This window comes from Dyella sp. ASV21, from assembly GCF_016428975.1.
Lineage (GTDB): Bacteria > Pseudomonadota > Gammaproteobacteria > Xanthomonadales > Rhodanobacteraceae > Dyella.
Genome location: NZ_JAELTT010000002.1, coordinates 135,455 through 159,471 on the forward strand (window position 1 = coordinate 135,455; position 24,017 = coordinate 159,471).

Here is a 24,017-nt window from a genome sequence, read left to right on the forward strand (position 1 = left end):
GGCATCGTTGTGGGCTGCGGCGGGCTCCTCGCCAGCGCTGATACAATTGCCCCTTTCCCAACGTTGTAGGAGTCGCCTCATGGATACCGCTCGCCTCAACCGTTTCATCGGCGGTCTGTGGGACGACGAGATCGTGCCGCAGCTGGTGGAGTACATCCGTATCCCCAACAAGTCGCCGATGTTCGATCCCAAGTGGGTTGAGCACGGTTACATGGATGCGGCGGTGAAGCTGATGGAGACCTGGGCACGCAGCAAGCTGCCCGCGCTGCCGGGTGCGACGCTGGAAGTGGTGCGACTGGAGGGGCGCACGCCGCTCATCTATATCGATGTGCCGGGCAGTGGTGACGACACCGTGGTGTTGTACGGGCATCTCGACAAACAGCCGGAGATGACTGGCTGGGCGGAAGGCCTGGGCCCGTGGACCCCGGTGATCAAGGGCGACAAGCTTTACGGTCGTGGCGGTGCCGACGATGGCTACGCGATCTTCGGTTCGCTGGCCGCGCTGCTGGCATTGCATGAGCAAGGTATTCCGCATGCGCGTTGCGTGGTGATGATCGAAGCCTGCGAAGAATCGGGCAGCTACGATTTGCCTTACTACGTCGATCACCTGGCCGATCGCATCGGCAACCCGTCGCTGGTGGTGTGCCTTGATTCGGGTTGCGGCAACTACGACCAGCTGTGGCTCACGACCTCGCTGCGCGGCATGACCGGCGGCGAGCTCACCGTACAGGTGCTGGAAGAAGGCGTGCATTCGGGCGACGCCTCCGGCGTGGTGCCCTCCAGCTTCCGCATCCTGCGCGATCTGCTGAGCCGCCTGGAAGACCAGGAAACCGGTGCGATCAAGCCCAAGGAGTTGTACGTCGATATTCCGCAGCAGCGCATCGAGCAGGCCAAGAAGTCGGCGCAGGTGCTGGGTACGGCGGTGTACGACAAGTTCCCCTTCGTGGACGGCATGCATCCGGTCACCGAAGACCTGACCGAGCTGGTGCTCAACCGCACCTGGCGTCCGCAGCTGGCGGTGACCGGCGTGGACGGCATGCCGCCGCTGGAGAGTGCCGGCAACGTGTTGCGTCCCAAGACCTCGGTGAAGCTGAGCCTGCGCGTGCCGCCGACGTTGTCTGGCGCCAAGGCGGGCCAGTTCGTCAAGCAGCTGCTGGAGAAGGACCCGCCGTACGGCGCCAAGGTCACCTTCAAGCTGGAGAAGGACGGCAGCGGCTGGAACGCGCCGCAATTGTCGCCGTGGCTGGAGGACGCCGTGGCCAAGGCCTCGCAGACCTATTTCGGTGCGCCGGCTGCTTACATGGGTGAGGGCGGCAGCATTCCCTTCATGGGCATGCTGGGCGAGAAATTTCCCAAGGCGCAGTTCCTCATCACCGGCGTGCTCGGTCCGCACTCCAATGCGCATGGTCCGAACGAGTTCCTGCACATTCCCACCGGCAAAAAGGTGTCGATGGTCGTGGCCGACGTCGTTGCCCACCATTACGCGCAGGGCGCCAAAGCCTGAGCGTTCATTGCCGCCCCGGCGTATGCCGGGGCCTGGCGCCCGATCGTGCCGCAGGACACGGGGTGCCGGCTTGGGCCGGCACGATGCTCAGGCGGCCAGCAGTCAGAGGTGCACTCCATGATGCTTTCCTTCGGCGATGACTCCTCTTTGGCGGCAAACCTGGCTGAGGTGCGAGCGCGCATCGATGCGGCCTGTCATGCGGTTGGGCGCGACCCGGCCGAGGTGTCCTTGTTACCCGTCAGCAAGACTTTTGGGGCGGATGCCGTGCGGGCCGCGCTTGCGCTCGGCCTGCGCCGATTTGGCGAGAACAAGGTGCAGGAGATTCGCAGCAAGGCGCAGGCGCTGTCCGATTGCCCGGTGGAGTGGGTCGTGATCGGTCATCTGCAGACCAATAAAGCCAAGGACGTGGCGCGTCTGGCCAGCGAGGTGCAGTCGCTGGACCGTCTCGAACTGGCGGATGCCCTGCATCGTCGCCTGCAGCAGGAAGGCCGCTGCATCGATGTGCTGGTGGAGGTGAAGACCTCGCCCGAGGAGAGCAAGCACGGACTGGCGCCGGCCGAACTGCCTGCGCTGCTCGATGCGCTGCGCGGCTACGACACGTTGCGCGTGCAGGGACTGATGACCATGGCCGTGCAGTCCGAGCACCCGGACGAAGTACGTGCCTGCTTCCGTCGGCTGCGCGAGTTGCGGGATGCCGCGCAGGCGCGTGGCCATGTACTGCCGCGCCTTTCCATGGGCATGAGCGGAGACTTTCCATTGGCCATTGCCGAGGGGGCGACGGACATACGCGTGGGTACGGCCATCTTTGGCGCACGTCACAGAATCGTCTGAAACATACGCCACCGAATTGGATAATTAGTTCACTAATTGATCATAAAGTAATCAAGTCAGTCATATTTCAATATTAAAAACAATGACTTGATGGCACTGCATAGCTCGTGCCAGATTTTGAAACGATAGAGTTCAGTTAACCTCGATCCAACATACGATCTATATCCCTTTGCTAAGTTCACGGCTTAATCACGGTCGCCAGCACTTCCGGCGGCTTAACCTCCGAACTGCAAAGGGATTTGTCCCACATGCCAACGAAGCGAATTTTCGCCGCAGCTGCGCTTGCTGGTGCAACGCTCTTCTCCCTTCCGCTCTTCGCTGAACCGCTGACCGTCGATGCCACGGCATCCAAGCCGGCCGCCACGACCACCAATGCCGCTCCCAGTCTGATGGGGTCGCTGTCGGTCTTCTCGCCGGCAGCCATGCTGGCGCAATCGGCTGTTCCGGTGCATCTCGCCACCAGTGCGCCCGCCGCCAAATCGGCTGGCTGGGGCGGTGACGACGACGATCTGGATGCCGACGGCATGCCCAGCACGGGCGTCGCCGGCAACGCCGTCGTTGCGCTGGCCAATGACACCTCCGACCTGCGCAAGACGCTGATCGGTCTGGCCATGCAGCTGCGCGACATCCGCTATGTGCGTGGCGGCCGCGATCCGTCCACCGGCTTCGACTGCAGCGGCTTCGTCCGCTACGTGTTCGCTCATGCGGTGGGCCTGGAATTGCCGACCAACTCGGCGTCCCAGTTCCTGGCCGGCCTCAAGGTCAGCCGTGACGATATGAAGCCGGGCGATCTGGTGTTCTTCCGCACGGCCGGCAAGCGCGGCCAGGGCCGCATCTCGCACGTGGGCATCTACATCGCCAACGGCCAGTTCATTCACTCGCCCTCGCGTGGCAAGACGGTGCGCGTGGACAGTCTTGACGAGTCTTACTGGGCACAGCGTTTCGCCGGCGCCAAGCGCCCGGGCGGTCTTGCTCGCAGCTGATGGCGCAATCGCCGTCCGTCAAAAGGGCCGCCCTGTGGGCGGCTTTTTTTTGGGCGGATGAAACGCCAGGAACGGGTCAGGCGCCCAGTGCGGCCAGTTCGTCCGATTCCGCGATGCGCAGGCCGGTGCCAGGGGCGTTCGCAAGCCTCTGCATGGCGCGGGCCACGGTGGCGGCTTCGATGCCCCGCCAGCGCCCGGGCAGCAGGCGCGAGAAGGGAGCGGCCAGCACCTCACCCGCGCGTGGCTTGTGCCGTGCGCCAAGCAGCAGGGACGGGCGCACGATGGTGAGTCGAGGCCACCCCTGCTTTTGCAGCGCCAGTTCCAACTCGCCCTTGGTGCGGTTGTAGAACAGGCGGGAGCTTGCATTGGCGCCGAGCGCGCTGATCACCAGGTAATGGCGTGCGCCTAGCGCCAGGGCGTGGCGCCCCAGTGATAACGGCAGGTCGTAGTCGACCACGCGGAAGGCTTCGCGCGACCCCGCCTGTCGGATCGTGGTGCCGAGGCAGCAGAACGCCGTATCGACGGTGCCGTGCAACTGGGCGATCAGATGCCCGATCATGCCCACCGGGTTCTCCAGCTTTGGGTGCGCAGGCAGCGCGTGACGTGTCGGCGCGAGCACGTGCGCCACCTCGGGGTCATCCTGCAGCAGTCGCAATAGGTGACCACCGGTGAGTCCGGTGGCGCCGGCAAGCAGAACGTGGCGGGGGGCTGTGCTCATGAGCGCATTGTAAGTGGCCTCGTGTTACGAGGTTGGATGACGGGTCGGGGGTTGCCTGGACGCTGGCGGGCCCCATCTCTGGACATCGTTTTTCAGGAACTTGCCGATGTCCCTTTCTGCGTTGCTCCAGATGCCCGGCGTGAGCAAGCCGGAGGCCGCCACCCGTGGCTTCGTGTTCAATCACACCATGATCCGCGTGAAAGACCTTGCGCGCTCGCTGGATTTCTACACCCGCGTGCTGGGTTTTACCCCCGTCCATCGCCAGGACTTTGCCGAGGCGGCGTTCACCATCGTTTACCTGGTGCTGGCGGCGGACCCGAGCCAGATTCCTGACGATGATCAGCAGCGCCTGCAGTGGGTGTTGGGCCAGCCGGGCGTGCTGGAGCTGACACACAACCATGGCACCGAACAGGACGAGGCGTTCCAGTATCACCACGGCAATGCCGAGCCGCGCGGCTTCGGTCACCTCTGCGTGTCGGTACCGGACGTGCAGGCCGCCTGCGCTCGGTTTGAAGCCTTGGAGGTGCCGTTCCAGAAGCGCCTGACGGATGGGCGCATGAAGCACATCGCCTTCATTCGTGATCCGGATGGTTACTGGATCGAGATTCTGCAGCCGGCGGCGTTCATCGCCTAAAGCCCTTTCATGCTGTCCGGGCGGTGAAAGTCGCTGCCCGGTTTCCATTGTGGGTAGCTGTCCTCCACCGAGAGGCGGCTACCCACCATAAACAAGGCGCGTACATCCTCGACGGCGCCGCTGAGGTTCCAGCGGGGATTGAAGCTGTCGTCCAGTGCGGGCGTATCGCCGCCACTTGGCACGGCGTCCGGCCGCGCCGCCGCCGAGCGCGCGTACAGCACCGGTACGCCGGCCCGCGCAAAGCTGAGCTGGTCGGAACGGAAGAAGTAGCCCTTTTCGGGTGCCAGGTCCGGCATCACCGTGCGGCGCTGCACCTTGGCGGCGTCGGCGAGGTATTCGTCCAGCTGCGATTGGCCAAAGCCGATCACCGACAGTGCGCTTGCCGGGCCGTCGACCGGCAGCATGTCCAGGTTGATGTCAGCTACCGTCTTGGCCAGCGGTACCAGCGGATGCGCTACGTAATAGCGCGAGCCGAGCAGACCAGATTCGTCCAGCGTGGTGGCGATGAACAGCACACTGCGATGAGGTTTGGGCGCGCGGTGCGCGAACGCCTCGGCGATCTCCAGCAAGCCGGCCACGCCCGTGGCGTTGTCCACCGTGCCATGGGGCGGGCTTGCGGGCGGGGTCAGGTGATCCCAGTGCGCGGAATAGACGATGGCTTCGTCCGCGTGCGTCTTGCCATCCAGGCGGGCGACTACGTTATGCGATTCACCGCGTCGGATATCGCTGTCGAACGCCACGCTCAGGGTGGCCTGCAGTGGCACGGCGGTGAAGCCGCGCTGCGCGGCCTGGCGCTTGAGCGTGTCGAAGTCGACACCTGCGCTGGCAAACAGCTTGCGCGCGGCCTCGGTGGTGAGCCAGCCGGCCACCGGCAGTCGTCGCGAGGCCTCCTCTTGCTTGGGCAGGTCCATCCGCTCGCCGCTCCAGGTGCGCTCCACCGTGCGCCAGGGATAACCCGCGGCTTCGGTGTCGTGCACGATGAGCGCGGCGCTGGCGCCCTGGTGCGCGGCCTCTTCGAACTTATAGGTCCAGCGACCGAAGTAGGTGTACTCGCGGCCCTTGAAGAAGTTGGGATCTTGGGTGGCCCAGCCTGGGTCGTTGACCAGGATGATGACGGTCTTGCCTTTGAGGTCCGTGCCGGCGTAATCGTGCCACTGTTCCGCGGGTGCTTCGACACCGTAGCCCACGAATACCAATGGCGAATCATGCAGCGCCGTATGCGTCTGCTCATCCAGCGTACCCACCACCATCTCGGGCCCGAAGGCGAGCGAAGCGGCTCCCTCTTTGCCCGCTACGTCCAGCCTCACCTGCGCCGCGTGCTGCACGGTGGCGGCGACATACGGTACGGCTTGCAGCCAGCTACCGTTGTTGCCGGGCGCCAATCCCATACGGGTGAATTGCTTGATGAGGTATTGCGTGGTGCGACGCTCGGCTTCGCCGCCCGGCGTACGTCCAAGCAGCGCGTCGGAAGAAAGCACCTTCATATGCTGGGCCAAGTCATCGACCACGATGCCGGGCGAAAAATCGTTGTAGTCAAGCAATGCGCTGGCGTCACCGTCGCGCTCGTTGCTCGAATTGGTTTGATGATGGTGGCACGCGCAGAGCAAAAGGCTCAGGGCAGCCAGCGGCCACAGGTAACGCATACTCATTCCGTTGCATATCGCTTTGTCTAAATGTAGCGCGTATCCAACGCATGCACGCATACCGGAAGACATCTCTTCCGGTATGCGTAATCGCAAGAAAATACTATTTCATCAGAACTTGTAATCGACTCCGAGTGTTACGAAGCGGCCACGCGGATCGGCCTGCGTGATATCGAAGTACGGCGTTGAAGGATCCCACGGCGGACGACGATTCTGCAGGTTCTGCACCGCCAGCGTAAGGGTGGTTTTCGCAAGGCCGGTGTAAGCGACCGACAGGTCGAACGTGCTCCAGCTCTTTACCCGATCCGGATAAGCATCCGTCAGCAGGTTGGCGGGATTCTGTTTGTAGCCGCCCACGTAGTACCAAGTGAGCGTGCTGGAGAAGTCGCCTAGCAACCAGTTGACGCCCGTGGTGCCGCGCCACTTCGGTAGCGACCCGAAGAGGTTCGTGCCCGCACCATTCACCGGCGCGTCGCCCGCCACCAGCGGCTGGCTGAACTTCAGCAGTCGCGTGATCGAGCCATTGAGGGTGAAGTCGCCATAGCCCTGCGTGCGAAGCACGTGGCGCAAATCGATGTCCACGCCATCGGTGGTGAGGCTTTGCTGGTTCCTGTACTGGTTGTAGATGGTGACGATGCGGCCCTGTGCATCGCGTTGCACGCGTGGGTCCTTGCGTTCCACCAAAGCGGCGTCGTTGTCGGGGCCGATGATGCCGTCCTGCACGATGTGGTAGTAGTCGAGCGAAAGACTGGTATCGACGCTGGGAGACAGCACGATACCGGCGTTGTAGTTGGTCGATCGTTCCGGCTTCAGGTTGGGGTTGGCAGTGAAGACGTCCGTATAACCGCGACGTTGGCCGGGCGTGATCGGGTCATACGGATCGATCACCGTGCTGTAGCTGATCGCCGTGCTGTTGGTGATCTCCGGCAACGACGGCGCGCGGAAGCCGCGCGAGAACGAACCGCGCAACAACAGCCAGTCCAGTGGCTGGTAGCGCAGGCTGAACTTGGGAGCAAAGGCGTCGCCGAAATCACTGTAGTGATCGAGACGGCCGGCAATATTGGCTTCCAGCGTGCTCAGCAGCGGCAGGTTGAACTCTGCGTAGGCCGCATTGACGTCACGCGACCCCTGGATGATGTCGATGGCCGGACGCAGTTCGCTGCCCGAAAGCACGGCCTGGGAAGTGCGTGAGTTCATCGCTTCGTGGCGGAACTGGTAACCGGCGGCAAAGCCTACCGTGCCCGCGGGTAGATCGAACAACGGCGTGCTGGCGGTGGCATCGACGGTAGTCAGGCGCGAGACGGCCGGGCGAATGGTCGACAGGCTGAGGGCATCGATGGCCTGCGGCGAATTACTGGTGCTGGCGAGGTTGTACCCGCCATTGGCAAGCAGCGACTGGAATGCATAACGGTTGCCGAAGTCGGTCACGTATTCCTTGAGGCTGCTTTCCGAGTGCTGGGCCGACACATCCCAGTCCCATGCGCCCGTGTGGCCTTTTGCGCCCAGCAGAAACCGCGTAAAGATGGTGCGGTCACGCTTGTTGCGCTGGCCCACATCCCACAGGTTGGTATTGACGGGTGTGGGCACGTTATAGGGATTGGCGGGGTTGCCGACCGGCAACGTGGTATCGATGTTGGTCAGGCGCTGTAGTTGGTTGTCCCATGCGCGCAGGCCGCTACCGATAGCCAGCGGCGGCCCGAAGATGAAGGAGGCGTGGCTGCGGCTGTACATGGCCTCGCCATAGCCGGTGATGTCATCGGTGATCTTTACCGTGCTGCGCAACACCGCGTGATAGCGCTCCACACCGGGAATCAGGGTGTCGTACTGGGCCGGGTTGTAAGCCCACACCTCGCCGGTTTTGCCAGGCGTGATCGCACCATAGGGCACGTTCTGCACGGGGCCCACGGCATTGGCGAAGCCTTGCGTGGGGTCGTTGTTGTAATAGTTGGTGGGTACCCAGTTGAGCTGGCCACCGGGTTGGTCGCGGAAGTCGTTGCTGCGCAGCCAGCTCACGTCGGAAGCATTGAGCTGGTTGCTGCGCGTACCGTCAATGGCGAAGAACACGTTGTAGCCGTCTTTCTTGACGTCGCCGTGGCCCAGCAACAGGTGGAAGTTGTTCTGCGTCTGGCCAGTGCCCTGCGTGCTGGCGCCGAAACTCGCGCCAGCTTCCGCGCCCTGGTAGTTCTGTTTGAGGATGATGTTGATCACGCCGGCGATGGCATCGGAGCCGTACACGGCGGAGGCGCCATCCTTGAGTACTTCGATGCGCTCAACGGCAGCCAATGGCAATGAATTGAGGTCGACGAAGGTGTCCTTCAGCTCATAAGCGGTGGCGTAGTTGGCCACGCGCTTGCCATCAACCAGGATCAGTGTGTTTTTCTGGCCCAGGCCGCGCAGCGACATACCCGCCGTGCCCGCCGAGAAGCTGCCGGTAAGCTGCTCGTTGACGCTATTGCCTGTATTGGCGGAGATGGCGCGGAGAAAGTCCGGCAGGGTGGTCTTGCCACTGGCCTTGATCTGATCGGCGGAAATCACTTGTACCGGACTGGGGCCTTCGGTGTCGGTGGTCTTGATGTTGGAGCCGGTGACGGTAACGGCTTCCAGCTGTTTGGCTTGCGTGTCGGTGCTGTCGCTGGCGTGAAGTACCGGAGTCGCCAGCGCTGCGGCGATAGCGAATGGAAGCAGGTGTCGCTTGAACATGGAGGGGCAGTCCTTATGCGCACGCCCGGCCCGGCATGGGCCAGGGGGGAGGTGTGCTGGGTGTGGACAGCGGGGGAGCTGTCGAGGGATTCGCTGCGGGGACGGCGTTAACGGCTGAGCGTGGGGACGCTCGGTGTGATGGCGTCAGTCAATGCGACACATTCGACATGCGCGACAACACGCGCGATATCGAAGGCGGCTAGGCGTGGCGCAATGCGCGGTGCGGGACGAAATAGTCATATGGACATCCATAAAAGGCCATGAGCCTTGGGCGGCGGCCGCAGTGGCCGTGCGGGGTTTCTGCGTGGCGTGCGATCAACAGCCGCAACACATCGCCATGAGGCGGTGTGCGGTGTTGTTGGCCGGGCAGAAACGCTGGATGTTCACGGAACGGTGGGTCCTGAAGGTCGGTCGACACCGCTGTGAATAGCGGTATGGACGTCCATTTGCGCATCTGGTGAAAGCGATGTCAACCATTCGTTGGCCATGGCGTTGGTTCCGATGGCTGAGGGGAGGCGCGATGCGCGCGGGAGCCCTTGGTTGCGCGGCTTGCACCAGGCGCCAGATCGGGTGCGGCGAATTGACGCAGTCTTTCGTGGCGGTAAACCGCCGGTACGGGTACGCTTGGCCGGATCGCTTTTCCGGAATCGCCAGCCCATGCCGTTCGACATGCCGACAGTTACTCGTAACTTATTGATTGCCAACGTGGCGGTCTTTTTGCTGCAGCAGGTCATGGGCGAGACCCTGCTGATGCACTTTGCGCTGTGGCCGTGGGGCGCCGATCAGATGGGGCAGACCTCGGCGGGCGACATCGTTTCGGTCGGTTTTCGCCCCTGGCAGCTGGTGAGCTACGCCTTTATGCACGGCGGCCTGCTGCACCTGTTCTCCAATATGTTCGCCCTCTATATGTTCGGCGGCCAGATCGAGCGGGTGTTCGGGCCACGCAACTTCACCGTGTACTACTTCGTCTGCCTGATTGTGGCCGCGCTGGCGCAGCTGGCCGTGGTGAGATGGTTTACCGGCGGCTTCTACCCGACCCTGGGCGCGTCGGGCGCGGTGTTCGGCATTCTGCTGGCCTTCGGCATGTTGTTCCCGCACGAGCGGCTCATGCTGCTGTTTCCGCCCATCCCCATGCCTGCGTGGGTGTTCGTGACGCTCTACGGCTTGTACGAACTGGTGCTCGGCGTTACCGGCACGCAATCGGGCATTGCGCATTTCGCCCATCTGGGCGGCATGCTCGGCGGGTTTATCCTTATCCAGTATTGGCGCGGCAAGTTGCCGATCAAGCCGCAGCGCCAGCTCCGGCGCTGATCGCGCGACCTACATTACCTCCGGTTTTTCATGACACAGCATCTTCAGCGCCGCCTTACGCCGCGCCATATCACCTTCATGGCGCTGGGTATGGCCATTGGCGCGGGCTTGTTCCTGGGCTCGGCCGACGCCATCAAACTGGCCGGTCCATCGGTGTTATTCGCCTACCTGTTCGGCGGCGTGATGATCTTCATCATCATGCGCGCGCTGGGCGAGATGACCGTGCGCGATCCGGTGGCAGGTTCCTTCAGCGTGTACGCGAGGCGCTATCTGGGGCCGTTCGCCGGCTACGTCACCGGTTGGAATTACTGGCTGTTGATGGTGGGCGTGGGCATGGCCGAAGCCACCGCGGTGGGCGCGTACATGAACCAGTGGTTTCCCGACTGGCCGCGATGGATCTGGGTGCTGGGCAGCGTGGTGATGATTGGCGGGCTGAACCTGCTCACCGTGAAGGTCTACGGCGAGATGGAATTCTGGTTCACCCTGGTGAAGGTGGTGACGGTGCTGGCGATGATCGCCGGCGGCCTGGCCATCATCTTCCTGGGTTGGGGCAATGGCGGCCAGGCGACCGGATTGTCCAACCTGTGGTCGCACGGCGGTTGGTTCCCGCATGGACTGGTCGGCATGGTGCTGGCGCTGCCGGTGGTGGTGTTTTCCTTTGGCGGCGTGGAAACCGTGGGCATTGCGGCGGGCGAGGCGGCCAACCCGGAACGTACCATTCCGCGCGCGGTCAATTCGGTGTTGTGGCGCATCCTGATCTTCTACGTGGGCTCGCTGTTCGTGATCATGGCGATCTACCCGTGGACGGGCCTGGGCGAACACCGCAGCCCGTTCGTTACCACCTTCGCCAAGCTGGGCATTCCGCAGGCGGCGGGGTTGATCCATTTCGTGGTGATCACCGCGGCTTTGTCGGGCTTCAACAGCACTACCTTCAGTGGCAGTCGCATGCTCTTCAGCCTGGCTGGCAAGGGGCAGGCGCCGGCCGTATTCAATCGGGTGAACGAGCAGGGCGTACCGGTGCGCGCCATCCTGGCTACCTTGGCCGTGCTGCTGTTGGCGGTGTTGTTCAACTACCTGCTGCCGACCAAGGTGTTCGGCATGATGATGTCGATCCTGTCGTTCAACACCGTGTGGACCTGGTCCATGGTGTTGCTGGCGCACTACAGCTTCCGTCGTCGCTTGCGCGAGCGGGGCGAAAAGCCCGCGGGGTTCCGCCTGCGCTGGTGGCCTTTCACCGGCATTGTCTGCCTGGCCTTCCTGGGTTTTGTGGTGGTGATGCTGGGAGTGAGCCCGGATACGCGCGTGGCCTTGTACGTGGGCGCCGGGTGGATTGCCCTGCTCAGCGTGGCCTACAAGGTGTTTGACGTGCGCCACCGCATCATGGCGGGCGAACGGGCAATGGCCTGAGGCGGGGTATGGTCGTGGCGCGGGCCACCCCAGCCTTGCAGGCATTTTGGTAGCGCTTCGGCCACCTCAAGGCTGCGGTACGCATGGAACAGGTGCATGGTCGACCTGAGTCGCGCCGGCAGCCCGCCCCAATCGCAGCGCAACGTTTTCGGCGTGAAGCCCGCGATATTCGTCTTCCGTGCGACGGGTGCCGGAGCGGCCAATGGCCGCCCCGGATGGATGACTCAGCGTAGCGCGAGGAAGTCCGGGCTCACCACGAAACGCACGGCGTCCAGGCGCAGGCGCGACCCTGGCAGGGCCTTGAGCAGGGCGGTGCGTTCGTCCGCCACGGTGACGATTTCGGTTTCGCTGATAGCGGGGTTCACCGCACGCAGTGCCAGCAGGCGCGATAGCTCGCCATCGAGCGTTTCCGTGGCGAGGGCTACGGCATCGGCGATGTGCGATTGGCCGCGCTCGCTGGCGATGCTTTCGGCCTTCTCCAGCATGGGCGGCACCAGCTTGCCGAGGAACTTGCGGTAGCGAGCCACCTCGATGTTGCGATCGGCCGCCTTGCGCAGGGCGATGTCGCTGGGCCGGAAATCCGCGCGCTCGGCCAGCCGGGTGTCGATGGTGACCACGATCGGCAGCGGCGGCAGAAAGCGTTCGGCATCCAGCTTGCGGTCGGCCACGCATTCCAGCAGGTATACCGCTTGCAGCAGCGCGCTGCGCGGCGGCAGCGTGTCGTCCACCAGGAAGGCGGCGTTGCCTTGCTCGTTGGAAAGGGTGAGATCGAGCGCACCCATCACCATCGGGTGATCCAGGCGCAGCAACGGGAGATCCTCACGCGCCAGGGCCACGTCGCGGGCAAAGGTGACCGGCACGGGACCTTCGGCAAAGCCGGGCAGTGCATCGGTGGAAAGGTATTGCGGGTCGAGCAGCATCACCTTGCCGCCCAGTTCCTCCGCGTGGATGCCGAAGCGCTCCAGCAGCCCCTGGATGAAATGATCGCGACTGGGATCGTGATCTTCGCGGCTAAACGCCTGCTGCAGTTCATCCGCATGCAGGTCGCGGCTGGCGGCCAATTCGAGCAAGTGGTCGCGGCCATCGCGGATCAGGGCGGCCAACTCTTCGTGGCTGGCGCGCGTTTCGGCGAGCAATACATCCAGCTCCTGGTCGCGGTTATCGTCGCCGCGTGCGTGCTCGTCGGCCAGTTTGGCCAGCGACTCGCCAAAGCGACGCAGCAGTTCGCGACCGTCGGCCGGGCTGGAGCGGAAGGCATCGATACCCTCGTCGTACCAACGAGCCAACACATGTTGGGCGCTATCGGCCACGGCAAGCACGTGGATGCTGATGTCGTGCTTCTGGCCGATGCGGTCCAGTCGGCCAATGCGCTGTTCCAGCAGATCGGGATCGAGCGGGAGATCCCACAGCACCAGACGGTGCGCAAACTGGAAATTTCGGCCTTCGGAGCCGATTTCCGAACAGATCAGCAAGCGCGCGCCATCCGGCTGGGCAAAGTAGGCTGCATTGCGGTCGCGCTGCACGATGCCCAGGCCTTCATGGAAGCGGGCGACGCCCACGCCACTCTTGGTGCGCAAGGCTTCTTCCAACGCCAACACTTTGGCCTGGCTGCGGCAGATCAGCAGGAACTTGTCCTGCGGATGCTCCTCCAGCAGGGTAACCAGGGCGTCGATGCGCGGGTCGTTGCTGTAGTCGATCTCGATGGCCGGTGCCGGCTGCTGCATGTCCGCGTGGAACTCCGCCAGCAAACTCTGGCGAGCAGCGTCGTCGAGCGCGTCGGCGTCAATCAGGTGCCATTGCGGAATGCGCTTAGGGAAACCGCCGATGTTGGCGCGGCGGTTGCGGAACATCGCGCGACCGGTGCCGTGGCGATCGATCAGCGCGGCGAGGATCTCGCGCATATTTTCCGGCTTGGTGGTATCGGCCAGGTGTGCCTGCAGGGCCGAATCACCGGCAAACGCCTCGCGCAGTGCGGCGAGCTGTGCATCATCCAGCGGTTGGCCTGCGAGCAGGCGGTCGGCCACCTTGGACAAATTGTGGAAACGATCGGACTCGGACAAATAGACGTCCAGGTCGTGATAGCGCTGCGGATCGAGCAGGCGCAGGCGCGCAAAGTGACCGCTGCGGCCCAGCTGTTCCGGCGTGGCGGTAAGCAGGATCACGCCGGGGGTGGCCGCGGCGAGCTGATCCACCAGCGTGTAGCGGGGACTGGCGGCTTCCGGGGTCCACGCCAGGTGATGGGCTTCGTCCACCACGAGCAAGTCCCACGAGGCATCCAGCAATTGCTGGGCACGCTTGGGCGAGTGTTCGAGGAAGCTGAAATCGGCGATGACCAGCTGTTCGTCTTCGAACGGGTTGGCGCCGGCGTCGGACATGTCCAGCGCCTCGCAACGTTCCTCGTCATAGATGGCGAAGCTCAGGTTGAAGCGGCGCATCAGCTCCACGAACCACTGATACACCAGGGTATCGGGCAACAGCACCAGCACGCGCTGGGCGCGGCCGGTGGCGAGCTGGCGGGCAATGATCATGCCCGCTTCAATGGTCTTGCCCAGGCCTACTTCGTCGGCCAGCAGCACGCGGGGAGGGCGGCGCGAGGCGGCGATGCCGGCCACGCGCAACTGATGTGGCACCAGCCCGATGCGTGCCGCGCCCAGGCCCCAGGCCGGCGAGCGACGGGCATCGGCGCGGCGCTTGAGGCCCTCCAGGCGCAGTTCGAAGTGCGCGACGGGGTCAGTGCGGCCACCGATCAAGCGGTCGTCCGCCTGGCTCACGCTCTGTTCGTCGTCGAGCTGACCTTCTTCCAGCTCGCGGCCTTCGCCACGGTAGATCAGCAGGTCCTCGCGGATTTCCACACGCTCGACCAGAAACGCGATGCCTTTGCCGGCTACCCGCTGGCCAGGGCGGAATTCCGCGCGCACCAGCGGGGCGGAGTCGATCGCATAAGGGCGCAGCACGCCCGCTTTGGCGAACAGCACCTGTACGCCGCGCCCTTCGACGCGCAGCACAGTGCCGAGGCCCAGTTCGGGTTCGGCGGTGGAGATCCATCGTTGCCCAGGTACAAACATCGCGACGCCATCAACTTATTAAATACAGAGGGCGTCGATTATCCGCTGCCAGGCACGCGCCTGCAAAGCGCGGGCGCCTGAGGCACTTATTGTGGCCAGCAGGTGGATGTCTGCGTGGCGCCGGTGTTGTCGTAGGCCTGGTGCGGGCTGGCACTGCTTACGACAAACTTGGCGCAAGTGGTGTCCTTCACCTGCGGTGAGCCCGTGGCGGGCGTGGCGGTGAGCGTATAGGACGTCTGCGGCGAGGACGTTCCAGGCATCGCCAGCGCTACCGTGTAGAAGCCATTGGGCGAGGTATTGCCGCTGGTGGAGAGGCTTCCGCAGCCTGAACCGCTAACCGTAACCTTGTTGTAGTCGAAGGTCTGTGAATAGCAGCGCTCGAGTATGCCCTGGTCCGTGGATAGCGCGCTGAGTGCGTCAGAGCGGCGGCTGGTTTGTGCATAGCGCGCGTAATTGGTGATCGCCAGCGCGCCAAGAATGGCGATGATCGCGACTGAGATCATCAGCTCGATCAAGGTAAAGCCCGCAGCGTGCTTGGTGGGGTTTTTCATCGGCTTAGCCATTGGCGCTCAGTGGGTGGGGGTCGTTGCGCTCGTGGGGTGCACCGCAATGACGGACTGGTCCTTGCTGGACAGATCCAGCGTCACCGCCTGTCCCGCCTGAAGGTTGGAGAGGCTGCTGTCCACACGCACGTCGGACTGCAAGGTATAGGTCTTGCCATTGACGGTGACCGCGCTCCCCGTGCCTAGCGGGCGCACTTGTTGGATAACGCCAGAGGTGGTGGGGGCGGGCGTGCTGGCCTGTGCGCTCAGGGCACACGCCAGACCGGCAAGGGCGAGCAGATGGCGACGGGTGGTCATGGTGATCCTCCTCATTGGACCTGCCACCAGCCCACGCGCCCGGGCTGGAAGCCCTGCGTGGCTACGGTCTGCAGGCCGTTGGCCGTACTGATGATGTTAACGCTGGTGCCGCTGCCGGACTGCACGCTGGTTGGCGCCGCCGCATAAGCATTGGTTACATAGACACCGGACAACACCACGGCTTTGCCATTCACGGTGGCCGAACTGATCGTTACACCCGAATTGGGCAGGCCGATGGATGCGGTGGGCAGGGCGCTGCCGGAACGATAGTCCACGTTGAGGAAGTACGAGTTTGGCTGCGCGCAGGCGTTCGCGGGTGGCTGGTTGGTGGTGAACTTCACGCCGCCTGCATCGACCGCCAGCGTGGTGAACGAGCGGGTGCCGCTACCCAGTGGCGACAAGTCGAAATACCAGCCTTCCTGCGGCGCGACGGTTATGGTGGCCGGCGGCGGCGATGGATTGGTGGCGCTTACGGACGCAAACGTGAGGTTCACCGGGTTGGCGCTGTTGGTCACACCCTTCACGCTGGTACCGGAGACCGTGGCGGTTACCACGCTCACGGTCTGCTGAGCCAGGTTGGAGCGGGTATAAGGCGGCGCAGGATACGGTTTGGCGTAACTGGTCAAGTTGGCGGTGTTGTCCCACACGCCATAAATGGTCTGGACATTAGTGCTGGTGAGGTCGGCCTGGGTGAGCAGTTCGCCCGTGCCGAAGAACGCCATCAGTCCGAACTCGTTAGGAAAGTTCGGGTTGAGCGTCAGCGCTGGCGCGGTGGTGATTGGTTGCGTATTGCCCGAGCCGTCGCGGGCCTGGAACAGCAGCGTCACCGTCCATTTGCTCGGGTTGCTGTTGCTCATGTTGATGGCCCACAAATTGCCCTGCAGGTCACCCGCGTAAGCCATGTCCTGGACGACACCGGCCACACCGCTGGAGTTGGCCACCGACACGCTGGACAAGCCATTGGGCAGCGTGCTGCTGCATGCATTGGGCGAGGTGGCCGATACCGCCGAGCACAGGTTGATCTTGGCCAACTGCTTGCCGGTGGAGGCATCCACGGCATAGAAGATGGGGTTGCCGCTGGCGCTGTTGTAGCCATTGCCGAAGATCACCGCGAAGCCGGCTGCCGTGGTGCTGGTGGAACTGGTCTTGTCGGTGACGGTGACCGCGGCCGAACGGGCAATCACGGGAGTGCTATAGCTCAGGCCCATGTCGCTATCGGAGAATTCCCAGAGCACCGAGCTGGCAACGTTGGCGTCCGAAGTGAAGTTGTTCGGATTGGTGACGTCCAGCGCATAGATCGTGCTGCCGCCGGCGCTCTCACCACCCACCAGCACGGTATGCCATTTGCCGTCCGTGGACAGCAAAGCGTCGCTGACCTGTGGTGAGCCGTCGACGAAGAACTGGTGATGGTAGAAGTAGTAAGGACTAGCCAGCATGTACAGGTTGGAGAACACGCCATTGGTGCCGCCATTGGGGATGAACCCCATCACTTCCTGGCCCGTATTGGCGTTCACGCCGTGCAACATGCCGTCGTTGGCGCCGAAGTACAGCATCGGGGTGCGACTCTGTACCGTGCTGCTGGCGGAAAAGGTGGCGTAGGAATCGTCCTGGAACGCTCCCGCTGGCACGCTGACGAAGGCTGGCGAACTGTCCACCACGTCGCCCAGCAGGTGGGCGCGCGTTCGCAACGTTCCCCCGTTGGACTGTTCCTGCGAGTGATCGCCGCGTATGAAATTGAGTACGTACTGGCCGTTGTTGCTGTTCTGCGCGAGCTGGGTTTGCAAGGTGCTCGACAAGTTGGTCCAACTGAAACCTACCGCGGCCGGTGTGACCGTGGTGCCGCTGGATATGTGGTAAGGGTCCCACGTCGCGATGTGGCGGGTGGTTGGCGTCAAGCTGTCCAACTGCGCCTGCGCGCTCCAGGTGGCGGTGGTGTTGATGGTGGCCGAGGCGTTGATGCCGTATTCCTGAAGATCACCGATCCAGGCGTTTACCGCCGTGCTGCCCGGCGTAAACGTGGCCTGGTACACCTGCGAATTGGCATTGAGGCTGGTGGAGTTGGCGGTGGCTGAGCTCGACGACGAACTCTGGCTGGCCACGTCCGAAAGAATGCTCTGCAAGTCCGTCACCAACGCCGAAGGGCTGGTGGCGGGGAAGTACTGCGTGCCGCCGGTGATCTTGGTGGCGGTAGCCGCGCTGCCGCCCGCCACGGACATCGCGGCCAGCGTTGCCGCGGCCTGCGGGTTCTTGGTGGGGTCCACGCCGGCACCCAGGCCGATCACATAGGTTTCCACGCCGGCCGCGTTGAGGTTGGATATGGCGGTGATGGTGTCGAGCAGCGCCTGGTCATTGGTGCCCGCGGTATTGAGCGAGCCATCGCTGTTGAACGTCGCGGTCATGCCATAACCGGTGGCCGATACACTGCCTACCGGTGGCCAGAACTTGCCCTTGAGATCCTCGGTGGGCAGGCCGTCGGTGATCAGCACCACGTATTGCTTGGGCGGGGTGCAGCCGGAGCTGGTGGTCGGCAGGCTGTTGGCAAGGGTAGTCTTGGCGGTGGTCAACATGCCGGCCAGCGCAGACTGCCCGGCCAGCGCCTTGATCTCGCTGGTGCTGGTGCTGTTGGTTTCAGGCTGCAAGGCTGCGCTGAAGTAGCCTACCGCGGTCGCCACGGTGGCTGACGTGGGCGACTGGCCGGCGCTGATGATGGAGTTGCCGCTGCTGTCCTTCACCACCACATTGCCGATGCCGCCGGTCTGGGCGTCGTTGGCGCCGTAGCCGAAGCCGCGCTCGGCGTACATCACTTGTTGCGAGTAGGGGATGTAGCCCGCATTGGTGGGCGACGTGGTCTGGTTCGCACTCGGCACCGACTTGCTGTAGGTAGTGCTGATGCCACCCGAGTTGTACTTGGCCAGCGTGTAGTAGCTGTAGGGATTGGAAGGCGACACGCCGCCATAGGTGACGTACACGCCTGGCTGGCTGCCGGCATACAACACGTCGTTGATGCTGGGGTCATCGCTTGACGCACCAACGATCATGTATTGGTACGTGCCCATCTTGCCGCTGTAGAGGGTGGTGTCGATGCTCGAACAGTTGCTCTTGATGGTGGAGCTGGCCGAGGAGTAGTTGTAGCAAGGGTTGGTGACGTACTCCGTGCCATTGGTCGGTGCGGTATTGGTGAAGGTGAAATTACTGCCCGAAGCGGACATGTAATACACCCACGTCGTATAGAGCGACGTGCCGGTGGTGCCATAGTCCATCAGGCCGAAGTCCGTGCTCGGCATGTATTGGTTGATGATGGCCGAGATACCTTGCTTGGCCACATTGAGGCGGCTGGGGCTGTTGTCGTACAGCGTGCCGCTCTGGTTCACTGTGTAGGGCGCGCTACCGCTACTGCCGGCATTTACCGGCGGCGTGAAACCGCTGGGGATGGTGAAGTTGGTAGGTGAGCTGGAGCTGGTCAGCGCACCCAGGCTGGAACTCAGCGAACCCGAACCCGCCATGATGGCGCCGGAGAGGTTGCCGTCCATCGATTCGGAGTTGCCGATGGCGATCAGCACCTGCGGATGCGTGGGCTGCACTACCGTCAATGGAACCTGGGAAATGGGCAGTGTCGGTGGCGTACTGGCAGCGTGAGCCTCGTCCATGGGCAGATTCGCCACGCCAGCTGTGAGGGCAACGACTGCTACCGCTGCGCCCAGGCGCAGCGAACGAACGAACCGATGGGTTTGCTTGCTCATGGTAGGTCGCCGGTGATCAATGTTTCTGGAAGAGGGTTTGCAGCATCACGACGCTTTGGCCGTCCGGCCCCACCACGCGCGACGTGATACGGAACACGCTCACGTCGCTGCTGAATCCGGGCGGGCGAATGTTAGGCAGCTTCTCGATGATGTACTTGCAACTCTGCACGGTGGTGTTGCCGCACCATGCCGTATTGGACGTCGTTGCTGCCCATGCTTTTGGGTTCTGCCAGGGCAGCAGCACGCCCGCGTACGAAGAGGCCTCGAATTTGTACTGGCCATTCGCGGGATAGCTGGAGGTCGAGAGAGGATACGAGCCGGGGTCGGTCGCAATGGTGCCGGAGCGCATCTGGTTGACCACATTACGCAATACCGCTTCGGCCGCCTGGCTGGAGATCTCGTTCAGCGAGGCGTTGGTGGCTACGCGGGTCTGCGTGCCGATCTGCTCTGCAATCACCAGCGAAGCAATGGTGAGCACCAGCAGCATGATCATCACCACTGGCAGTACGACGCCGCGCTGGCCGCGCGAGTCAATGGGCGTGGCGAGCCGGTTCATAGCGTGGCGTTCCGCGTGTTGATGGTAAGGAAATAGGTGTGCCGTAGGCGCGAATCCGGCGGTACGGTCAGGGTGGTGTTGAACAGTGTGTACTTCGTCGCCGCAGACGGAATGGTCGCCGAGTTGAGGTTGCCCTCGATCAGAAAACCCAACTGGATGCTGGTTACCGCGCCCCAGCCGCCGTTGCTGGATACGGCACTGGCATCCACGTACTGGGTGGCCTGCCCGTTGCTGCCGATGCCGTAGCGCACTTGCATGTTCGACACGCCAGGCACCATTTCATTCATGGTCCACGCGGCCGATGCCGCCGGGCCGCTCATGGTGCCCTGAAAGAGCGCGCTTTCCCCGCCGTCGCCCTTGGCGATGAAGTACACCGTCTGCTGCAGCGGAATTAGCTGCGAACTGTTGGCAAACGTCGGCGTGCCGTTGGGGCCGCTGGTGAAGGTCACGGTATTGGCGGACGTGCTGATGGCCGTAGCCAGGAACACCGCGCTCTTGCCGCAGTCGGACACCGACAACAGCAGTGGATTGGCGGTACTGGCGCTGGGAAGCGCGCTGGCATTGTTCACCGACAGCGAGCCGGAGTTGAACGCGGTCACGCCGATCGGTTGCGCGCCGGGCTTGGCGCCGATCAATACCAGCACGTCACTGCCCTGGGCCACGCCGTTGGTGGTAAGCGACGAATCGAGCGTGGGGCTCCAATCGGTGCCTTTGGTGTCGTTGGCGGTGCCGGTGACGATCTGTGTCGGCATGGTGCTGGCCTTGTAGCCCTGCACAGCGCTACTAGTGCTGTAGCTCAGTGGCGTCGCAGGGCTGCCGACGTAGGTGTAGCTGCCGGCGCTGTTCATCGAACTGCACCCGAGAAAGCCGGCGCCGCGCACCGTCGGCGTTATCACGGCGGCGATGGTGCTGTCGGCGTTTTGAATCAGTGCCTGCGAGGACGCATTGCGATACACCTGGCGTTGCGCGGTGAAGATCACCACAACGCCGGCAAGCACGATCAAGCCCAGTGTAACGGCGACCATGACTTCGACCAGCCCGAAGCCTGTCTGCCTGGATCTACGTGGTTGCCTGTTCATAGCGCGGTGACGATTGTGTAGGAGGCGTTGGTCGCAGTGGTGTTGCCAAAGCTTGCTTGCGCGGGCTTGTCGTTCCACGTCACGGTCACCGTGATGTTGGTGGTATTGGTGTTGCCTGCGGCGACCGACACTGAGCCAAGGCCATTGGGCAGGCTGTTCTTTATCTTTGTTTGCCACTGCCACACGTCGAACGACGCCATCTGCGTCGCCGAGCACGTGGCGGAGCTGCAATCGGGGCTGGGCGTGGTGGTGCTGGGTGCAGTGGCGGCGGCGATGTAGGGGTTGCTCGTGGTCGAGTTGCTCGCCGCAGTCGCGTTGGCCCGCATGCGATCGACGATGTCGTAGGTCAGCGCAACGGCCTGCTGTCTGGCGTAGTTGGAGTTGGCGCTGCGCGATACGGTCAGCAGAATGCCCGCCACGCCGAGCATGCCGACCGAGACGATCACTACGGAAATCAGCACTTCGATCAGGCTGAATCCTTGGTTGTGGCGCTTCTTGTTCATAGGCTCATGGACAGGTCAGTGCAGTGCCGTTGGGCGCCGTGCCCGGATTGGGCGAGGCCTGGATGTAACCCACGGTGTTGATGAATACGGCGCGGGCATAGTTGGATCCACGCGAGTCGCACACCACGATGGTTTCGCTGCCGGCACTGGGCATGTTGGTTACCAAACCCTGGCCGTTGAAAGTAAGAGACGTGCTGCCGTTGAGGGCCTTGAGCGTGGGCGTGGCGCTGGTGGTCACGATAGCGTGGCTGGTCAGCGATACCGTGGAGGCGTTGGCCGGCAGAGCGAGTACTTCCCAGCCGCCGCCCCATGTGCCGCCAGTGCAGCCCACCCCCGTAGTACCCGCGCAAATCAGGGTAGTCTGGTCCGTGCTCAGCGCTTGGTTGCGCGTGTAGTGCAGGGACGCGACCAGACCATCGACCACGCTATCGCGACGGACGTTTTGCACAAACGTGCGCAGGTTGGGGATAGCCACCACGGTAATGATCACCACCACGGCCAGAGTGACCATCAGCTCGATCAGCGTAAAGCCATGGTCACGCGAGCGCGGTGCGCAAGCCGGCATCATGGAAGGCGTCCCCTGTGTGTTCAGCTGTCCCCACCTACCGATCTGCGTTCGGCAAGGCCCGTGAAAACCGGCGTGTCATCACCGGTGCGCGGGACGGATCTGTTGCTCTTCAGCTGGCCGTTGGCCGTGCAGACATGTCGTCGCGTGGCCCCTTTTTGACGCCATTATTCTGAGCGTTAACTGAACGTTTTTTCATGCGATTTTTGTGATCCAGGGCGTGCCGCTTGTCGGTTTTGGATTACCGTTGGTCGGCATCTTCTCGGGCATTCGTAAGCAATCGCGAATGGCGCAAGTCCGCTAAATCGTCAGTTTGAATACAGGCTTGGCGCCTGAGGTATGGCTAAGCGTGGACGTGGGCATGGCGAATGCTTTCGCCACACGGCGGACCCACAGATGAAGGGGGCAGTCGGTGGCTACCGGGGACTCAGGTCTCAGCCCACTGCCGCAGCAGGTTGTGATACGTGCCCGTGAGTTGCAGCACGGCCTGCGCGTCGGCGCCGGTGCGGGTGAGGGTCTGGATGGCGGTATCGAGTTCGAACAGCAGGCGGCGTTGGCTGTCGTCGCGCACCAGGCTTTGCACCCAGAAGAAGGCAGCGATGCGGGCGCCGCGCGTCACCGGTGTCACGCGATGCAGGCTGCTGGAGGGATAGATGATGATGTCGCCAGCGGGGAGCTTCACCTCGTGCTCGCCATAGGTATCGCTGATGACAAGTTCGCCGCCGTCGTATTCCTCCGGCTCGGCAAGGAACAGCGTGCAGGAGATGTCGCTGCGCAGTTGCTCGCCCTGCGATAGGGCCATCACTGCGCCATCCACGTGGTAGCCATACTCGCCGCCGCCCGCGTAGTGGTTGAAGCGTGGCGGCAGCGTGCGCAGCGGCAGGGTGGCCGCGTGATACAGGGGGTGGTGCGCCAGTGCGTCGAGTACCACGCGTGCGAGTTCGGCACGCAGTGGCGAGGCATCAGGCAACTGCAGGTTGCGTTTGACCTTGGCGCCTTGCGGACCGACGGTTTCGCGTCCGTCGGTCCACTCGGCCTGGTCCAGTGCCGCGCGAATGGCGGCGACCTGTTCGGGGGCGAGGATGTTGGGGATGTGCAGCAACATGACGGTGCCTCGAACAGGGTGGCGCGTTGTCGCGGAGGTGTGCGATCAGAAGCGTACGTTGGCCGTCAGCATCGCCGCGCGCGGCGTGCCCGGCGTGTAACGGTAGCCGCTCTTGTTGATGGCTGCGACATAGTCCTTGTCGAACAGGTTATAGAGATTGAGGCGCAGATCGACGTGCTTGTTGAGCGGATAGGAGGCCATGGCGTCGACCACCCAGTACGCCTTGGTGTACGCCGGTGTGCCAATGGCGCCGTCGGTACCGCGCTGCATTTCGCCGCTGTAGCGGGCGCCGCCGCCGATGGTGAGACCGAACGGCAGCAGATAGCTGGTCCAACTGGTGAAGGCTTTCTTCGGCGTATAGGCGAGGTCGGAGGAGCCGTCCTGCGCTACGGCGGTGCCGCTGATCACGCTGGCGTTCATGGTGGTAAAGCCCGCGCTCACGGCCCAGTTGTCGGTGAGCTTGCCGACGGCGCTCAGCTCCACGCCTTGCACGCGCTTCTTGCCGATCTGGTAGTAGAGCAGGGTAACCGGGTCCTGCACGAGGTCATTGCTGACCGTGGTCTGGTACAGCGCGCCAGTGAGCAACAGGCGCTGATCGAGTAGCTCCCACTTGGTGCCGACCTCGTAGGTGCGGGCGCGCTCGGGCTCCAGGTTCGGGTTGTCCAGGCTGTTGGCGGAGCTGCTCAGGGTGAGCGTGCTGCCGCCCGGCGGCTCGGCCGACACCGCGTAGTTCACGTATACCGAGCCGTTCGGCGCAGGCTTGTAGAGCACGCCCAGCTTCCAGTTCCACAAGTTATCGCTGACGCGCGTATT

The 24,017-nt window shown here is 63.3% G+C and carries 19 protein-coding genes; 6 read left to right on the plus strand and 13 right to left on the minus strand.

Translation table 11 applies throughout. From position 1 onward, the window contains the following. The first annotated feature begins 79 nt into the window (after window positions 1–79). From JHD67_RS01450 to JHD67_RS01460, 3 genes are all read left to right on the plus strand, one after another. A complete protein-coding gene (locus JHD67_RS01450; protein WP_199096585.1) occupies window positions 80–1,504 on the plus strand; it encodes a M20 family metallopeptidase in 1,425 nt (474 codons plus the stop codon). 117 nt (window positions 1,505–1,621) lie between these two features. Then, the gene (locus JHD67_RS01455) at window positions 1,622–2,335 is read left to right on the plus strand and encodes a YggS family pyridoxal phosphate-dependent enzyme (protein WP_233171567.1); all 714 of its coding nucleotides are present in this window, start codon (window positions 1,622–1,624) and stop codon (window positions 2,333–2,335) included. Window positions 2,336–2,583: 248 nt separating this feature from the next. Beyond that, the gene (locus tag JHD67_RS01460; RefSeq protein ID WP_199096587.1) at window positions 2,584–3,318 is read left to right on the plus strand and encodes a C40 family peptidase; all 735 of its coding nucleotides are present in this window, start codon (window positions 2,584–2,586) and stop codon (window positions 3,316–3,318) included. Between the two features lie 76 nt (window positions 3,319–3,394). Here JHD67_RS01460 and JHD67_RS01465 read toward each other — a convergent pair whose 3' ends face one another. Further along, entirely contained in the window at window positions 3,395–4,036 is a 642-nt protein-coding gene (locus JHD67_RS01465; protein ID WP_199096588.1) for an oxidoreductase, read from the minus strand. A gap of 106 nt (window positions 4,037–4,142) precedes the next feature. Between JHD67_RS01465 and gloA the strand changes: the two genes are divergently transcribed. Further along, the gene (gene gloA / locus JHD67_RS01470) at window positions 4,143–4,670 is read left to right on the plus strand and encodes a lactoylglutathione lyase (RefSeq protein WP_199096589.1); all 528 of its coding nucleotides are present in this window, start codon (window positions 4,143–4,145) and stop codon (window positions 4,668–4,670) included. Here the strand turns inward: gloA and JHD67_RS01475 are convergent. Next, window positions 4,667–6,313 carry a M28 family metallopeptidase gene (locus JHD67_RS01475; RefSeq protein WP_199096590.1) on the minus strand — a complete coding sequence of 549 codons (1,647 nt, stop codon included), beginning with the start codon at window positions 6,311–6,313 and terminating at the stop codon, window positions 4,667–4,669. The two genes, gloA and JHD67_RS01475, sit on opposite strands and share 4 nt — an antisense overlap. A gap of 111 nt (window positions 6,314–6,424) precedes the next feature. Beyond that, complete coding sequence (locus JHD67_RS01480; RefSeq protein ID WP_199096591.1) at window positions 6,425–9,013, minus strand: TonB-dependent receptor; 2,589 nt, start codon at window positions 9,011–9,013, stop codon at window positions 6,425–6,427. 657 nt (window positions 9,014–9,670) lie between these two features. On the opposite strand from JHD67_RS01480, the gene JHD67_RS01485 reads away from it, so the two are divergent. Together JHD67_RS01485 and JHD67_RS01490 are read left to right on the plus strand one after the other, a co-directional pair. Then, a complete protein-coding gene (locus JHD67_RS01485) occupies window positions 9,671–10,324 on the plus strand; it encodes a rhomboid family intramembrane serine protease (RefSeq protein ID WP_199096638.1) in 654 nt (217 codons plus the stop codon). 30 nt (window positions 10,325–10,354) lie between these two features. Next, window positions 10,355–11,731, plus strand: a complete 1,377-nt coding sequence (locus tag JHD67_RS01490) for an amino acid permease (protein WP_199096592.1) — start codon at window positions 10,355–10,357, stop codon at window positions 11,729–11,731. A gap of 224 nt (window positions 11,732–11,955) precedes the next feature. Here JHD67_RS01490 and rapA read toward each other — a convergent pair whose 3' ends face one another. The 10 genes from rapA to JHD67_RS01540 form a co-directional block, all read right to left on the minus strand. Further along, entirely contained in the window at window positions 11,956–14,796 is a 2,841-nt protein-coding gene (gene rapA / locus JHD67_RS01495; RefSeq protein ID WP_199096593.1) for an RNA polymerase-associated protein RapA, read from the minus strand. 86 nt (window positions 14,797–14,882) lie between these two features. After that, complete coding sequence (locus JHD67_RS01500) at window positions 14,883–15,347, minus strand: type IV pilin protein (protein ID WP_199096595.1); 465 nt, start codon at window positions 15,345–15,347, stop codon at window positions 14,883–14,885. An 18-nt stretch (window positions 15,348–15,365) separates the two neighbouring features. Then, complete coding sequence (locus JHD67_RS01505) at window positions 15,366–15,656, minus strand: hypothetical protein (RefSeq protein ID WP_199096597.1); 291 nt, start codon at window positions 15,654–15,656, stop codon at window positions 15,366–15,368. Between the two features lie 11 nt (window positions 15,657–15,667). Next, window positions 15,668–19,396, minus strand: a complete 3,729-nt coding sequence (locus JHD67_RS01510; protein WP_199096599.1) for a PilC/PilY family type IV pilus protein — start codon at window positions 19,394–19,396, stop codon at window positions 15,668–15,670. A 16-nt stretch (window positions 19,397–19,412) separates the two neighbouring features. After that, window positions 19,413–19,952, minus strand: coding sequence for a hypothetical protein (locus JHD67_RS01515; protein ID WP_199096601.1), 540 nt, complete (start codon window positions 19,950–19,952; stop codon window positions 19,413–19,415). Continuing rightward, the gene (locus tag JHD67_RS01520) at window positions 19,949–21,031 is read right to left on the minus strand and encodes a PilW family protein (RefSeq protein ID WP_255556563.1); all 1,083 of its coding nucleotides are present in this window, start codon (window positions 21,029–21,031) and stop codon (window positions 19,949–19,951) included. Before JHD67_RS01520 ends, JHD67_RS01515 begins: the two co-directional genes overlap by 4 nt. Then, entirely contained in the window at window positions 21,028–21,534 is a 507-nt protein-coding gene (gene pilV / locus JHD67_RS01525; RefSeq protein WP_199096605.1) for a type IV pilus modification protein PilV, read from the minus strand. Before pilV ends, JHD67_RS01520 begins: the two co-directional genes overlap by 4 nt. Window positions 21,535–21,538: 4 nt before the next feature. Continuing rightward, window positions 21,539–22,102: a GspH/FimT family pseudopilin gene (locus JHD67_RS01530; protein ID WP_199096639.1), complete on the minus strand. Its 564-nt coding sequence runs from the start codon at window positions 22,100–22,102 to the stop codon at window positions 21,539–21,541. 424 nt (window positions 22,103–22,526) lie between these two features. Then, complete coding sequence (locus JHD67_RS01535) at window positions 22,527–23,204, minus strand: Fe2+-dependent dioxygenase (protein WP_199096607.1); 678 nt, start codon at window positions 23,202–23,204, stop codon at window positions 22,527–22,529. 45 nt (window positions 23,205–23,249) lie between these two features. Further along, window positions 23,250–24,017 (minus strand): TonB-dependent receptor (locus tag JHD67_RS01540; protein WP_199096609.1); only part of this gene is annotated, 768 nt, incomplete at its 5' end.